This is a genomic window from Longimicrobium sp., from assembly GCA_036377595.1.
Lineage (GTDB): Bacteria > Gemmatimonadota > Gemmatimonadetes > Longimicrobiales > Longimicrobiaceae > Longimicrobium.
The window spans coordinates 66,664-81,851 of record DASUYB010000122.1; the positions used below are offsets into that span (position 1 = coordinate 66,664).

The 15,188-nt window shown below is 70.2% G+C and carries 14 protein-coding genes and 1 rRNA gene; 5 read left to right on the plus strand and 10 right to left on the minus strand.

Annotated features, from left to right (window positions below; translation table 11 throughout):
• Nucleotides 1-3 precede the first annotated feature (3 nt).
• From VF092_21630 to VF092_21665, 8 genes are read right to left on the minus strand one after another with little or no spacing between them, the layout of a single operon-like run.
• On the minus strand, nt 4-834 hold the full coding sequence (locus VF092_21630; protein ID HEX6749909.1) for a TrbG/VirB9 family P-type conjugative transfer protein: 831 nt from the start codon (nt 832-834) through the stop codon (nt 4-6).
• Nucleotides 831-1,571 (minus strand): type IV secretion system protein, encoded by a 741-nt coding sequence (locus VF092_21635; GenBank protein HEX6749910.1) that lies wholly within the window; start codon nt 1,569-1,571, stop codon nt 831-833. The genes VF092_21630 and VF092_21635 overlap by 4 nt, the downstream gene beginning before the upstream one ends.
• A gap of 11 nt (nt 1,572-1,582) precedes the next feature.
• Entirely contained in the window at nt 1,583-2,566 is a 984-nt protein-coding gene (locus VF092_21640) for a type IV secretion system protein (GenBank protein ID HEX6749911.1), read from the minus strand.
• Nucleotides 2,563-3,321: a hypothetical protein gene (locus VF092_21645; protein ID HEX6749912.1), complete on the minus strand. Its 759-nt coding sequence runs from the start codon at nt 3,319-3,321 to the stop codon at nt 2,563-2,565. The genes VF092_21640 and VF092_21645 overlap by 4 nt, the downstream gene beginning before the upstream one ends.
• Nucleotides 3,281-5,815 (minus strand): hypothetical protein, encoded by a 2,535-nt coding sequence (locus VF092_21650; GenBank protein HEX6749913.1) that lies wholly within the window; start codon nt 5,813-5,815, stop codon nt 3,281-3,283. Before VF092_21650 ends, VF092_21645 begins: the two co-directional genes overlap by 41 nt.
• A gap of 6 nt (nt 5,816-5,821) precedes the next feature.
• Nucleotides 5,822-6,154: a VirB3 family type IV secretion system protein gene (locus VF092_21655; GenBank protein HEX6749914.1), complete on the minus strand. Its 333-nt coding sequence runs from the start codon at nt 6,152-6,154 to the stop codon at nt 5,822-5,824.
• A 14-nt stretch (nt 6,155-6,168) separates the two neighbouring features.
• Nucleotides 6,169-6,573, minus strand: coding sequence for a TrbC/VirB2 family protein (locus VF092_21660; GenBank protein HEX6749915.1), 405 nt, complete (start codon nt 6,571-6,573; stop codon nt 6,169-6,171).
• 23 nt (nt 6,574-6,596) lie between these two features.
• Nucleotides 6,597-7,598: an ATPase, T2SS/T4P/T4SS family gene (locus VF092_21665; GenBank protein ID HEX6749916.1), complete on the minus strand. Its 1,002-nt coding sequence runs from the start codon at nt 7,596-7,598 to the stop codon at nt 6,597-6,599.
• A gap of 592 nt (nt 7,599-8,190) precedes the next feature.
• Between VF092_21665 and ruvX the strand changes: the two genes are divergently transcribed.
• From ruvX to VF092_21685, 4 genes are all read left to right on the plus strand, one after another.
• Nucleotides 8,191-8,622, plus strand: coding sequence for a Holliday junction resolvase RuvX (ruvX, locus tag VF092_21670; GenBank protein ID HEX6749917.1), 432 nt, complete (start codon nt 8,191-8,193; stop codon nt 8,620-8,622).
• 5 nt (nt 8,623-8,627) lie between these two features.
• Entirely contained in the window at nt 8,628-9,680 is a 1,053-nt protein-coding gene (gene mltG / locus VF092_21675) for an endolytic transglycosylase MltG (GenBank protein HEX6749918.1), read from the plus strand.
• 248 nt (nt 9,681-9,928) lie between these two features.
• Nucleotides 9,929-10,564 carry a thiamine phosphate synthase gene (gene thiE / locus VF092_21680; GenBank protein ID HEX6749919.1) on the plus strand — a complete coding sequence of 212 codons (636 nt, stop codon included), beginning with the start codon at nt 9,929-9,931 and terminating at the stop codon, nt 10,562-10,564.
• A gap of 349 nt (nt 10,565-10,913) precedes the next feature.
• Nucleotides 10,914-12,110 (plus strand): serine hydrolase domain-containing protein, encoded by a 1,197-nt coding sequence (locus VF092_21685; protein ID HEX6749920.1) that lies wholly within the window; start codon nt 10,914-10,916, stop codon nt 12,108-12,110.
• 475 nt (nt 12,111-12,585) lie between these two features.
• Here VF092_21685 and VF092_21690 read toward each other — a convergent pair whose 3' ends face one another.
• Nucleotides 12,586-14,007, minus strand: a complete 1,422-nt coding sequence (locus VF092_21690) for a sigma-54 dependent transcriptional regulator (GenBank protein HEX6749921.1) — start codon at nt 14,005-14,007, stop codon at nt 12,586-12,588.
• A gap of 499 nt (nt 14,008-14,506) precedes the next feature.
• On the opposite strand from VF092_21690, the gene VF092_21695 reads away from it, so the two are divergent.
• A complete protein-coding gene (locus VF092_21695; GenBank protein ID HEX6749922.1) occupies nt 14,507-14,992 on the plus strand; it encodes a DinB family protein in 486 nt (161 codons plus the stop codon).
• A 76-nt stretch (nt 14,993-15,068) separates the two neighbouring features.
• On the opposite strand, the gene rrf is transcribed toward VF092_21695, so the two are convergent.
• Nucleotides 15,069-15,185 (minus strand): 5S ribosomal RNA (gene rrf / locus VF092_21700).
• Nucleotides 15,186-15,188 lie beyond the last annotated feature (3 nt).

Consider the following 15,188-nt stretch of genomic DNA (forward strand, 5'->3'; position numbering starts at 1 on the left):
GGCTCACCGTCCTCCCATGCGCCGGTTGTAGATGTGCAGCACCTTCGCCCGGCCGCCGGGCCCGCCGATCACCAGCGCGAGGTGCCGGGCGATCCGGTCCGTCTTGTAGAAGCCCGTCTCGCGCGGGCCGGCGTAGTTGAGGAGCGCCCGCTGGCCCGACTCCTCCACGACGTAGAGGATCGCCTGTTCCGCCTGCCGGGCTTCCTCGGGGACGTAGATGTAGGTGTGCGTCCCGTCGTCCACGACCTGGAGCGGTTCCCACGGGAAGCCGCCCGTGCGGCGCCACGTGTAGTCGAAGCGAAGGTTTTCGGCACCCACCCCGGCGGCCAGCGGCACGTCCGCGCTGTCGCGCGCGGCCGTGGCCGCCGCCGTCCCCTGCTCCTGCGCGTTCCGCCACTCCGCGTCTTCCGGGTAGAAGAAGCGCACGCGGCGCGTGTACGCGGCGTTGTGGTCCCAATCGTCCACGTCCCGGCACGGCGCCGACAGCAGCGACAGCTCATAGCGCCGCCGAGTGGTCGGCAGGACCATGTTGGTCGAGACGCCGCACAGCAGCGGCTTGACCGCGACCTCGGCCCGGCGCGTGGCGCCCTCGCCGAAGTGGTAGACCGCGATGCTCCAGCTCGTCGTGTCCGCGACGAGCGGCTGGCCCTGCACGTCCTCGCCGGCCTGCAGCTCGACAGTGCAGATGCGCATTTCCACGCAGACGACCGTCGGCTGCTCCTGGCCGTACCGGAACACCTTCACGTCTCCCGGCCGAACGGACTGGCCGCTCGCCCCGAGGGGCAGCAGCGCACTTACGGCGAGCAGAAGCCCGCCCAAGACAAGCGACTTCATGGCTTGGCTTCTCCTGTAGCGATGGGGGCCCAGTTCAACTCGACCACATAGAGCCCCAGCGGGTTTTCAAAGAGTTTCTGCCAGTCGGCATCCGTCTTCGGCCGCTCCGGCGGAACAACCTCGACGGTGAGGTAGGCTTCCCACGACGTGCGCGAGCTGGACGCGCCGCCCTGGAGCGGCGTGTCCTGTTCGGTCCACTGGACCTTCCACGTGTTCGACTTGGGGATCGGCAGGACGCTGTTCACCACGACCGTCCGCGAGAGCGAACGGCCGAGCACGCGGGGATCGTTGGCCGGGTCGCTGAAATGCTGGTTGACGTACCCGGCCGCGTTTTTCGCGAGGTGCGCGTAGCTGCGGTGGATGAACTCCATCTGCGCCGCCGGGTCCGAGGACACCGTGCGGACGTTCCGGATGAACTGCGCGAGCGTGTAGACCACGAGCTGAGGATCGGTCGGGCTGGTCTTCTCGGCCGGGCCGCTGTAGACCACCTGTCCGAAGTGGTCCACCTTCACGATGTAGGGCGTCCACTGCGCGGTGGACGCGAGCCGCTGGTAGGACACCGCCATGAAGGCGTTGACCAGCAGCAGCCCGAAGGCGGCAAGCTGCCAGTTGCGGCGGCCCCGCACGGGGTCGCTGAACACGCTCAGGAAGGCGTCCCGCGCTCGCAGGTACGTGCTTGTGCTCGCCTTGGCGGGTGCGTCCTCGCGCGTCCCGCCATTCCGGTCGGAATGCTTCACGGGAACCTCCGTCAGTTGTTGCGGAGTGCTTGCGCGATCCCGAGCGAGGCGCCGCCCGTGATCCGGGAGGCGAAACTGCCGGGGAGGAACATCACCAGCCCGCAGAAGATGCAGACGCCGATCAGCCGCTCTATCGGATCGGCGAGATCGAAGAGCGGCGGGATCGTGGGCCAGTTGCCGATGACCGAGACGCCGACGGGCACGAGCAGGTAGAGCATCATGATCTTGATGCCCGAGTGCATCACGTACGTCAGGTAGTTCTCGGCGAGGGTCGCGGTGCCCCGGAACGCGGCGAATCCGAGGAAGAACACCCCGGCCGACATCACCACGTATCCTTCGACCAGGCAGTAGACGATCTGGCAGGCCATCCCGCAGAACGCGAGCGCCACGAGGAAGGCGCAGACCATCGCGAACACGAACGTCACCTGATCCATCATGAGCGCGCTCACCACCGCGCCCGCCATCATCTTGCCCGCGAGCATGATCCCCATCCCGGCGACCTGGGAGGGGTTGAGCGAGGGGATGAATGCGGCGGTCTGGCCCGCCACCACGAAGCTGTCGAAGAGCTTCGGGACCACCAGCTCGAAGCTGGTGATCGAGAAGAAGCAGATCGACATGACGAGGATCTTGAGGACGAACCCGCCCGCCGCCTCGTCCAGGCGCTTCGGCTTGAGCAGCAGCACCATCGCGCTCGCCACCACCTCGAACCCGGCCAGCGTGACGAACAGCCGCTGCGCGTTCCGCATCAGCCTCGCGGCCCACACCAGCGAGGCACGGCGCCACTCCTCCGCCATGCCGTTGACCACCTGCTGCGCGTCGGCGTGCGGCGCGACCATGCTCGCCACCAGCACCACGACCGCGGTGAGCGCCACCGCACGCACGACGTGACGGCTCACCAGCAGGCGTGCCCATCGCGGCACGGCATTCCGGTCGGAATGCGGCTTCTCCCCCTCCGTGCGCGGAGCGCACGGAGGGGTCTGGACCGGGGCGCTCACGGCTCCCCCCCGGTCCGCGTCCCGGTGAAGCCGCCCGTGGTGAGGGGCCGGTACGCTCCGAGCCGCTGCGCGGCCATCTCGCGCACCGACGCCGCGGCGGCCTGCTGCTGGAGCCGCTGCGCCTCGACCACCGCCTGCGCGTTGGCCTGCATCACCACTGCCTGCCGCAGCATGGTGATCTGGTCGGCGGTGAAGCCCTGCATGGTCGTCTGGAGCTCCAGCGCCTGCTCGTGCCCCTGCACGGAGCCCATCTGCGCCTTGATCTGGCCGAGCGTCGCGGCCGCCGCCTGCACCTCCTGACCGACCGCCACCGTCCCGGCGACGACGCCCTGCAGCGTTGCCAGCGTCCGCTCGGTCTGCGTGCGCGCCGAGCGCGGCGACCATCCGCCGACGGGCGGCGTGTAGCCGGGGAAGGTCTGGCGGAACAGCGCCTCGGCCTGCCGCAGGCTGTAGGCGATGCCGTTCGCCTGCGCGACCACCTGGTCGAGCTGCTGCGCCACGCGGCCGAGGTCGCGCCAGTTGGGGCGCGACAGCTTCCGCATGGCGTTGAGCTGATTCGTGAGCTGCTGTTTCTGCGCGGCGAACTGCTGCAGCCGCACGCGGTAGTGGGCGATGTTCTGCGCGAGGTTGCGCAGATCGACCACCACCCCGCCGAACTGCGCCGAGGCCGGCGCGGAGGACACGGTGAGCAGCGAGCCCGCCACCACGGCGGCGCTAAGCCAGCGCGTAATCGAGAGACGAAGCCGAGTGCGCATCGTCGTTCTCCTGTGTCTGAATCGTGGACGGAAGTGCGTCGGCCCAGGCCGTAAGCCCGGCCCGGCGCAGCCATTCGCGCGTCCACTGCGGGCCGTGGTCGGCCATCGCAGCGGACGCGAACCGGCGGGTGTCCTGTGTGGAGAGGCCAGGACGCGGGAAGAGGAAGGCGGCGGCGACGGGGCCGACGCCGAGGGAAAACACCCGCTTCCCGGTCGGGGAGCGGAGGAAGTAGTCCCGCGACGGGGTGGCCGTGGCGACGTGCCGGATTTCGGCCTCGTTGAGGCCGATTTCCGTGTAGAGCTTCCGGCTCGTCGTCGCCGCTTCCGGGTTGGGGAGGAGGATCTTGACCCGGCACGTCTCGTAGACGATGTGCCGGGCGGCGCTCTCTTCGAGCTGGGCGAGGCTCTGCGTCGCCAGCACGAAGCGGCTGTTGTTCTTCCGCTCCGTCACCAGCGCGAACCTGATCCACCGCTCAAAGACCGGATCGTCCAAGTAGCGGTGCATCTCATCGAGGTACGTCCACGTCGGGCGGGCGCCCGCCGCCGTAAGCAGCTCCACCCGGTGGAGCAGGTAGAGCACGGTCGGCGTGCGCATGGTGCGCCCCATCTTCATCAGGGCGCCCATCTCGAAAACCAGATGCGGGGCGTCTTCGATGCTGTCGCTGTCGCCGTCGAGGAACGTCCCCAGGTACGGCTCCAGCGCGGCCCTGAGGCGCGCGTCCTGCACCTGCACGTGCAGCTCGGTGAGCGTGCGGTTCTTCGGCGGCTGCTTGCCGAGCAGCCGGACCGCGCGCTCCAGCTTCACGCGGTCCGCCGCGTCGCACTCGTGGCCCTGCACGGCCACCAGCCCCTCGACCCACTCCCGGCCCCACAGCGCCTCGGCGTTGTCCGCCACGTTCCGCAGCGGCTGGAGCTTGCCGCCCTCCGCGCCTATGTCGTGATGCCGCGCGCCGGTGGCGACGGCCGGGAGCCACGCCGAATGCCCGATGTCGAAGAACGCCGTCTGCGCTCCCGCGTACCTGAGCACCTGGAGGCGGTGCAGGTTGAGGAACGCCGACTTGCCCGCCCCCGGGGGACCGAGGACGAGCGCGTTTCCACTGGTGTCGGTGTCGGTGTTGAGCCGGAACGGCGTGGAGCCCGCCGTCTCCGCGATCATCAGCGGCGGCGAGCGGAGCGGCAGGAGCGGGGACGGGTTGTATTCCTCGCCCGCCCACAGCGCCGTGGACGGGAAGAGATGCCCGAGGTTGCCGGTGTGGAGCACCGGCCGCCGCAGGTTCGGGTAGAAGAGCCCCGGCAGGCTCCCCCAGAACGCATCGACCGCGTTGACACCCTCGACCCGGCCGGTGAAGCCCAGGTCGTTGAGCACGCGCAGCAGCTCCCGCGCGTTCGCGTCCGCCCGGCCTGCGTCGTCTTCGTAGAGGACGAGCGTGGCGGTGTACGCGAGGAACCGGACCTGCCCGCTCTCGCTGAGCGCGAGCGCGGCGTCCGCGTCCGCTTCCATCGAGAGCGGGCGTCCGCCGCCGCCACCTTCGGCGGCGGCCTCATTCCGACCGGAATGCCGGGCGCCGCCGAGGAGCTGGCGCAGCCCGTCCTGCACCCGCCACCCGCGCCGCGCCTTCTTGATCTCCGACTCCCCGGCCTGCGTCGAGAGGAGCACGAACCGCGAGCACCACCGGAAGCCGAACGGCAGGCGTCCGAGTGCTTCCAGCGCCGCCGGTTCGGGCTTCCACGGGAAATCCTGCACGGCCACGACACGGACGTGCTTGTCCCCGACGCGGGGCTCGAACCCGCCCACGAAATCGCGGTCCGACAGGACGACGTTGAGATAGGCGCCGTCCTCGGGCACCCGCACCGGATGGTGCAGCCCGGTGAGGCAGGCGTGCAGGTGGCCGAGCAGCGACGCGTCGTCCAGCCGCTCCATCTGCACGCGACCGCGCAGCCGGTCCCGCAGCTCGGTCAGCTCGCCCTCGAACTGCGCGAGGACGCCGCTCCAGTCCACCTCGCCGCGTTCGGCTCCTTCCACGAAGAACGCGACGAGCTTGGAGTACCTGTCCGAGGGCGGCAGGTACGTGGCGATGAGGAAGAAATCCGACTCGTAGTGCAGCCCGGCGGACTCGTACGAGCGCCGCCGTTCGTCGTCTACGAGCCACGAAACGGGATCGGAAAAGCCCCCGCCGCGCGGGTAGCCGACGGACTCCCGCCGGAACTCGCTGACGTGGAACCCCCACCCGTCCCCCACCGGGGCGAAGGCGTTGGCGATGTATTCCGACAGGTCGGCCAGGTCGTCCGCCGTCGCGGCGGCGCTGTCGGGTCCCCGGAACCGGAATCCCGCCAGCAGGGAGCCGTCCTTGTTCAGGACGACCCCCGGCCCGATGAGGAACCCGTACGGCAGCACGTCCGCGACGCCGCGGACTTCCGTGCGGTCCTCGCGCAGCTTCGCCGCGGCGAGTGCGGCCAGCAGGGCAGCCGCGATGCCCATGAAGAAAGGCAGCATGGCGGCTCAGGCCCTTCGGCCGGGAAAGGCGTTGTGGAAGGCCGGTGCGGGCGCACGCAGCAGCGCGTGCGCCGGGTAGTAGCTCTGGTGAGAGAGCGACCGGAGGTAGAGGCGGAACACCTGCCCGTCCCGCTTCGACACCCACACCAGCAGCGGGTGAACGACGCTCCAGAAGGCCACGGCGACGGCCAGCGTCAGGACCGACAGCCCCGCGAAGACGACGACACCCCAAACCACGAGGGCTTCCACCACCACCGCTTCCGACTCCGTCCCGAACAGCAACGGATTCCGGACGAGCGAGGGGTGGATGGCGTGGCCCCGACGCTGACGCGTGCTCATGGCGCGGCCCCGCGTCAGACCAGCGCGCCGGCGAAGCCGACCGCGCCGACGAAGACCTGCGCGCCAAACACCAGCGCGCCCCCGACCACGGCCTGCCCGAGCCGCCCCGCTCCTTCCTCGTGGCGCTTCATCATCCAGATCACGCCGCACAGGGCGACGCCGATCCCGACGACCGCCCGCGCCGTGGGCCCGGTCAGGTTGTTCAGCAGGTTGGTGAGCGGGGCGTTCCACGGCATGTTCGACCCGGTGCCGCCCGCCATCAGGACCGACGAGTACAGCAGCGCAGCGAGCGCGAGGGCGCCCGCTCTGCCGTAGGTGTTCCGCCATGTGCGGCGGAGCCCGGCGCGCGCCGGGGCGAGGGTGTACGACCAGACGCGGGCGCCGGTCGCGGTTCCGGGGATGCGGCGTGCGATGCTCATGGGAGCACTCCTGTGGATGTGCCTCACGCGAGGCGTTGGAAGGAGAACCGGCGTTCGCGCGGGTCGAAGCCGGAAACGCGAACCACCTCGCGCACGTGCCGCTTGACCGATCCGCCCTGAATCAGCACCAGGACGTGAACGGCCTCCGCGACCAGTTCCAGTTGGGGCGGGACGCGGTTGCGCATGGCGAGGCGGTTCATCCGCCGCAGGGCGCCTTCGGCGTCTGCGGCGTGGAACGTGGCAAAGCCGGAATGGTCGGTCGTCCACGCGTCCAGCAGCGCGAGGACGGCCTTGTCGCGGACTTCGCCGAAGACGATCCGGTCGGGGCTGAGGCGAAGGGTCGCCTTCAGCAGGTCGTGATGGTCTTTGTGCTGGCTGGTGCGGAGGGTCTGCGTGTTCGGGACGGACGACTTCACTTCCAGTGTGTCCTCGACCACAACGAGGCGTTCGTTGGGGCAGAGGTCAGCGACGGCCGCGAGGATGGCGTTGAGGAAGGTCGTCTTCCCGCTGCGCGTGGCGCCGCAGACGACGATGTTGCGGTGATCCAGAATGCCGCCGAGGACGGCATCCAGTTGCCCGGCGGTGAGGATGCCGGACGCCCGGTAGTCGTCCAGCGTGTAGATCCGCAGCGGGGGCTTGCGGACCACCATCGCCGGGCGCGCCACGGTCGGGGGACCGAGCGCGATCAGCCGTGAGCCGAGGAAGACGGGGCCGGGTAGCTCGCCCTCGAGGATCGAGTTGCGAGCGTCGAACGTGGCGCCGAGGTGCTGCGCCACGGCGTTGACGAACATTTCGACGCGCTCCGGGGGAAGCACGTCGCCCTCGTGGACGCGACCCGCCGAGTGCCGGTCCAGCCAGACCAACCCGTCCGAGTTGATCTGGATGTCCGTCACGTCTTCGTCGCAGAACAGCCGCTCCGTCAGGGGGGCGGTGAGGTAGCGCGTCAGCCGCTCGACGTACGCGACGAGCTTGGCGGCTTCCTCCGGAGAGGCCATTCCGGCGGGAATGGCAGCGGGGGCGATCATCTCAGCCCCCGAGCGCGATCAGGCCGCGACCGGCGGGAACGCAAACGGCCCCCGCCTCGCCTCCCGCCGGTGCGAACACGGCGGGGACGTGGCAGGGGCCGCCGGGGCCGCTCACGGCCCGGAACCCGCACACCATCGTGTCAATCGCCTCAACGCGGTCGAGGTCCGCGTTGATGCGTTGTTCCAACTCCATCCGCTCCCTGAGCAGGTCGCGGACTACTTCCTCTAGTGCGGAGGCGAGATACGGTGACACGTGCAACTCACTCGTTCCGAGTGGACAGACCAGCCGCCCCCCGGGCGGGGGGCGACTGTCAGTTGCACTGTCAGTTGGTAGGAATTTCTGCTCTGTGCGGCGGGATTAGGTGAGCAGGTTGCGCGCGCTCATCTAGTGTTTTCGCCGTTTTCTGAGCATCTTGCTCGCAGGAGGTTCCTTGGTAGAATCTGCCGCGGTTTCAACCGCCCACCCACATCAGCGTCCGCCCCGACCCCAATCTCCTGAACCGGATTGAAAGCGCCGCCTCCGGCCCGGCAGGTGCAGACGGCGCGCGGGCGACGTAGTTTCCTGCGCCTGAACCCCGACCCCTGCGAGGCGATGCCCCGATCGATGGCCCTGGACTACGGCGAGCGCCGCATCGGCGTGGCGGTGAGCGACCCCACGCGCACCATCGCGTCGCCGCTGACCACGCTGCAGCGGCGGCCGGGGAAGCGCCCACCGTGGGCGGAAATCACCAGGCTGGTGGAGGAGCAGGAGGTGGACGAGGCCGTGGTGGGACTGCCGCTGGCTCTTTCGGGAGATGAGACCGACTGGACGAAAGAGGTCCGCCAGTTCGGCGCCGACCTGGAGCGGAGGACGGGATTGCCGGTGCGCTGGATCGACGAGCGGATGACCTCCGTCGCCGCCGAGCGCGCGGTGCGCGGGATGGGGCTCAAGCGCAGCCAGCGCGAGCAGAAGGAGCGCGTCGACGCCGCCGCCGCCGCGCTGATTTTGGCCGCGTGGCTCCGCCAGCGCCCGCGCGAGGGGTGATCGAAATGCCGTCGCACTCCCGCACTTTCGCACTTTCGCACTTTCGCACTTTCGCACTCGCCGCCCTCGTCGCGCTCGCCGCCTGCGCGACGGACGGCGGCGGCAACCCGCACGGCCCGCCGATCCGCGTGAAGGTGCCCGCCGGCGCGTCGCTCCCCATCGTGGCCGACTCGCTGGTGGCGCGCGGGATCGTCGAGTCCGCGCCGAAGTTCCGCCGCTACGCCGACGCGCAGGATGCGGCCGCGAAGATCAAGCCCGGCATCTACGAGTTCCGCGCGGGCGAGTCGTGGAAGATCATCGTCGGCAAGCTCGTGCGCGGCGACGTGGTGAAGGCGCGCATCGTCGTTCCCGAGGGCTGGACGGCGCGGCAGATCGCCAACCGCACCGCGGCGGCGCTGGGCGGCAACGCGGACTCCATCTACGCGCGCCTGGCCGACACCGCCGTGGCGAAGAAGTACGCCGTTCCCGGGCCGACGCTGGAGGGCTACCTCTACCCCGCCACCTACGTCTTCCCCCTCGGCACGCCGGTGGAGACGGCGATCGGGGAGATGGTGAAGCGCTACAAGGCCGCCTGGACGCCGCAGATGCGCACCCAGCTCCAGGCGCAGGCGATGACGGAGCGCGACGCCGTCGCCTTGGCCAGCATCGTGGAGCGCGAGGCGAAGGACTGGCGCGAGCGCCCGACCATCGCCGCCGTGTACCGCAACCGCCTGCGGAAGGGGATGCGGCTGCAGGCCGACCCCACGGTGCAGTTCGCGCTGGGCCAGCAGCGCGCGCGGCTCCTCTACCGCGACATCTCGTCCGTCGCGGAGAACCCGTACAACACCTACACCCACGCCGGCCTTCCGCCCGGCCCCATCGCGTCGCCCAGCCAGGGCGCGATCCAGGCGGCGCTGAACCCGGCGGCGGCCGACTACCTGTACTTCGTCGCCCGTCCGAACGGCACGCACGTGTTCACGCGCACGCTGGCGGAGCACAACGCCGCCAAGCGCGCCGCCCAGGCCGAGGCCCGCCGCGCGCGGGCGGCAACCGCGCCGGCCGCACCTCCGACGCATTGAGGGCGAATAAATTCGCTGCAACAACGACACGAAGTCCGCCTTCGCGGACTACAACCGGCGGCGCGACGGAGGTGCCGGTGCGCGCGACGGACTTCGACCGGGTGGATGCCCGTCGCGCGCGCGGATCTCTCGGCTGCTCCGAAGCCAGCAGTCCGCGAAGGCGGACTTCGTGTAGTTGTAGCCGCGACTTATTCAGTCGCATTCTCCACGCGGAACCCGCGCTGCTGATCGAGCACGCCACGACTCGCATGACCGACCTCCGCGACCGGCTCTCCCTCATCGTCATCACCGACCCCGGCTGCGGCGACGGACGCACGATCGTCGACGTGGTGCGCGCGGCGCTGCGGGGCGGCGCGCCGTCCATCCAGCTGCGCGGCAAGGACCAGCCGGCGCGCGAGCAGGTGGAGCTCGCCCGCGCGCTGCGCGCGGAGACGCGCGCGGCCGGCGCGCTGCTCTGGGTGAACGACCGGCTCGACGTGGCCCTGGCCGCCGGCGCGGACGGCGTGCACCTGGGGCAGGACGACCTTCCCGTCGAGGCGGCGCGGCGGATCGCCCCCCCTGGCTTCCTCGTCGGCATCAGCGCGGAGACGCCGGAGCTGGCGCGGGCGGCCGAGCGCGGCGGCGCGGACTACGTGGGCACCGGCCCGGTGTACGAGACCGGGAGCAAGGCCGACGCGGGCTCCGCCGTCGGCTGCGGACGCATTGCCGAGGTGGCCGCGGCGGTGCGCATCCCCGTGGTCGGCATCGGCGGGATCGCCGCGGCGAACGCGGGCGGCGTGGTGCGCGCGGGCGCCGCGGGCGTGGCCGTCATCAGCGCCGTCATGCGCGCGCCGGACCCCGAGGCCGCCGTACGCGAGCTGCTGCGAGGGGTCCGGGATCTCTAGGTTGATCCTAAGCTCGACGTGCGGGACGGCACCGTCACCATCGGCCGGAAGAGGTGAGCGCTGGATTAGATTTTCCCGCGCCGGCTCGGGGGACGCATGATGACACTTCTCATAAACGCCGTGATGACGTAGATTTATCTTCAGAGGCACCCCTCCCTCCTGAAGGCCCTCCACGGGCCACCTCCGGAGGCAGTACCGGTCCGGGCGGGTCCCCCACCCGCAAACTCCGTCACAACCGTTCCACTTCAACTGCGGCTCGCCGAAACGCGAGCGAGCGTTCGCGCGCACTCCCGCGGCGGACGGACACGCAAGCAGCAGCTCAGCCACACCCCGCTCCATCGCCACACCCATGCGTCTGCGCCCGACGGCCATCGCCGCCGCCCTGCTCGCCTGCGCCACCGCGCCTTCCGCGCGCGCCCAGCTCGTGGCGTTCGCCCCGCCCCCGCGCGGCGGCGAGGTGTCGCGGCTGGCCATCACGCTGGATTCCATCGCCCGCCACTCCATGGCCGACCAGTCCATCCCCGGCCTGAGCGTGGCGGTGGTGAAGGACGGGCGCGTGCTCCTGCAGCGCGGCTACGGCGTGGTCGACCCGCCGCGCGAGCGCGCCGCCACGGCCGCCACCGAGTACCAGATCGCCTCGGTCACCAAGCAGTTCACCGCCGCGGCCGTGCTGCGGCTGGCCGAGCAGGGGCGCCTGTCGCTCGACGACCCGGTCACGCGCTACGTGGACGGGCTGCCGGACCCGTACGAGGAAGTCACGATCCGCCGGTTGCTGAACCACACCGCGGGGGTACCCAACTTCACCGAGTTCATGCGCGAGTTCCGCCAGCCGCTGGCGCCCGCGCGCGTGATCGAGGCGCTGGCCGACCGGCCGCTGCTGTTCGTGCCGGGGATGGGGTTCCACTACAGCAACTCGGGCTACTACCTGCTGGGGCTGGTGATCGAGCAGGTGAGCGGGCAGGGCTACGCCGACTACCTGCGCGAGCAGTTCTTCGCGCCGCTGGGGCTGCGCGACACGCGCTACTGCGGCGAGCTGAGCAGCCGCGTGCCCAACGGCTTCGTGCGCGGCCGCGGCGGCAAGGCGGTGCACGCGGCGCCGTGGGACCCGTCGGTGCTCTACGCCGCCGGCTCGCTCTGCTCCACCGCCGTGGACCTGGCCCGGTGGGAGATCGCGCTGGGCGAGGGCCGCGTGCTCTCCGCCGCGTCGTTCCGGGAGATGACCACGCCCGCGCCGCCGCCGGACCAGAGCACCCGGATGGCCTACGGCTACGCGATGATGGTGGACACCACCGACGCCGGCCCGTACCTGCACCACGACGGCGCCGTCGCCGGCTTCCGCGCGCAGGTGGCGTGGTACCCCGACGAGCACCTGGCCGTGGTGGTGCTGATGAACCAGGGCCTGGCCGCCCCCGAGCCCATCGAGCGCGACCTGGCCCGCGCGGTGCTGGGGACGCAGCGCCAGCGCGGCCCCGCCGTGGCCGGCGTGCCCGCGCCGCCCAACGCCCGCCGCGCCATCGGCAGCCGCGCGCAGGACGCGCGGCGGTAGAAGCGGCGGCAGGGGAGAGAGCGGAAGGCGAGACGGCGGCTCCGTCTCGCCTTCGTCGTTTCAGGGGGATGGGTAAAAGGGGATTCGCCGAGTCTCGCCGCGCGCACCAGGACATCGGCGGAACGAGTGGCTGCAGTCCGCGAAGGCGGACTTCGTGTGGTTGTTGCCGCGGATTCATCCGCCCCGTCCATCCCCGGGCCGTGCATCTGCGTGAGGGATGCGCGCCCGGAGGGCCGGGACCCCGGCGGGGGCGGCGGCGCCGGTGTCCGCGCCTCGTGACGAAGCGGCGGGGGCGACGAATCCGCCGGGGGCCCGGCGCCGTTGGCAACAGTAGTATCGTTGCCTACGGCGCGCGCAGCCCGTTTGGGCGTCTCGGCGCCCAACACGCCCAAAGCCGCTGTTCGAAAGAAGATCGGCCCCCCGCGAGCATCCGTCGCGAGGGGCCGATCTCCATCCGTCGATACGACCACGAAGCCTAGTCGCGGCCCTCGAGCTGGTACTTGGCCAGCATGCGGTGGATGGTCTTGCGGTCGATCCCCGCCGTGCGCGCCGCCTGCGAGATGTTGCCGTTGTGGCGCTGCAGCAGGTCGCTCAGGTATTCCTTCTCGAACGCCGTGATCGCGTCGTTCTTGGCGTCGTGGAAGGGCAGGTCCGACGAGAACAGCGGCACCGGGCCGCCCTTGCCGTTGGTGGTGCGCCGCGCCGACAGCTCCTCGGGCATGTCCTCGGGGAAGATCTCCTGCCCGGGGAGGCAGAGCGACACGATCCGCTCCATCACGTTCTGCAGCTCGCGCACGTTCCCCGGCCACTCGTACTCGTTCAGCACCCGCATGGCCTCGGCGCTGAAGCGCAGCCCCTCGCGGTCGTACTCCTGCGCGTAGCGCCGCAGGAAGTGCTGCGCCAGCGCGGGGATGTCTTCGCGGCGGTGGCGCAGCGGCGGAAGCTTGACCGGCACCACGTTCAGCCGGTAGAGCAGGTCCTGCCGCAGCACCCCGTCGCGCACCGCCTGCTCGGGGTCGCGGTTGGTGGCGCTCACCCAGCGCACGTCGATGGGCAGCTCCTCGCCGCCGCCCACGCGGCGGATCCTGCGCTCCTGGATCACGCGGAGGAGCTTGGCCTGCAGGTCCATGCTCATCTCCGACACCTCGTCCAGGAAGAAGGTGCCGCCCGCGGCCAGCTCCAGCAGCCCGCGCTTCTCGCGCTCGGCGCCGGTGAACGCACCCTTCTCGTGGCCGAACAGCTCGCTCTCCAGCAGGTGGTCGGGGAGCGCCGCGCAGTTGATGGCGGTGAACGGCCGCGCCGAGCGCCGGCTGTTGGTGTGGATGGCGCGCGCGATCAGCTCCTTCCCCGTGCCGCTCTCGCCCGAGATGAACACGCTGGCGTCGGTGGGCGCCACGCGGCTGACCACCGCGAACACCTTCTGGATGGCCTCGCTGGTGCCGATGATGTTCTCGAAGCTGTAGTGCTTCTTGAGCTGGTCGCGCAGGTTGGCGTTGTCGCGCACCAGCTTGACCTGCTGCGCCGCCCGGCCGATCAGGATGCGCAGCTGCGTGGCGGTGACCGGCTTGGGGATGTAGTCGTACGCCCCCGCGCGGATGGCTTCGACCGAGCTGTCCACCGTGGCGAAGCCGGTGATCATCACCACCAGCGTCTCGGGCGCCAGCTTCTTGATCTCCTTCAGCAGCGCCAGCCCGTCCATGTCGGGCAGCATCAGGTCGGTCAGCACGATCTCGGGCCGCTGGCGGCGGACGAAGTCGAGCGCGTTGCGCCCCCGCCCCTCGGTGTGCACCGAGTAGCCCTCGCTGGAGAGGATCTGGCCGCAGCTCTTCACCAGCAACTCTTCGTCGTCAACGATCAGCACGGTGATCGGGACGTCGTTCTCGGCAGTGTCGCTCATGGTGCGCGTTGGCTTGAAGGGCGCGCTGGCGCCCGTAAGCTGGAAGGCGGGGTCGGAACGTCGTGGCCCCGAAGTTACGCTGTGGGCACGAATGCCGCAACCGGTTCGTGGCACCGCATCCACAGTCTGGGGAGAATATGTCGCAGTTGGGTCACGAGCGCCATAGTCTTGTTTAGCCAAGTACATAAGTGGCTGATTGAGACGGAGATACGCTCGACGGAGGGTGCCTGTGAAGGCGGACATTTCCGGCAATTTGCGATTCAACTGTCGATTTCTGCCCCCTCGGGATCGCGCTTGGAGGGATGCGCTGCATCGTCGGCTGACCGTGGCCCCCCGTCGCGATGTCACATCCTGGTTCAATGATGGCGACATCGGAGCGCGCGCCATTCAGTGCTCCCGGCGACGCAAGAAGATCGTCCGGCTTCCGCCGACGACGCGATTCGCGGATACTGATCTCCAGCCGCATCGTCTCTTCCCCACCCCATCCGACGTCAGGCAGATGCCCCACCCTGCGCACGTTCTCCGCACCGGCTTTCGGCTGCACACGCGCCTCTTCCTCAACAGCCTGGAGGAGATGGACGACGATGCCGCGCGCACCCGCCCGGGCGAGCGCACCAACAGCATCGCGTTCATCGCGCTCCACCTCGTCGACGTGCGCCATTTCACGCTGGAGTACGCCGGCGGCGCGATGGCGAACCCGTTCACCGAGCTGCTCGCCGGCATCAGCGCGATCGACGATCTGCCGATGTATCCTCCGCTCGACGAGATCCGCGGCGCGTGGTCGTCCGTCTCCGCCTCCCTCGACGCGCGCCTGGGCGAGCTGGACGGCGATGCCCTCGCGGCGACGTCGCCCCAGCGCTACCCCGTCGACGACCCGACCGTCGCCGGCGGCCTCACCTTCCTGCTCTCCCACGAAGCCTATCACATCGGCCAGATGGCGCTCCTGCGCAAGCACCTCGGCTTCCCGGCGATGACGTACCGGTAACGACGGTCGAAACTGGAGACACGAAAACAGCAACGCCCGCCTCGATCAGATCGAGGCGGGCGTTGCTGTGATAGTTGGCCGGCGGCGCCGTACTCTCCCACCGGGTGGCCCCGGCAGTACCATCCGCGCAGCGGGTTTTCACTTCCGAGTTCGGGATGGGATCGGGTGGATCCCCCGCGCCATAGCCACCGGCCGT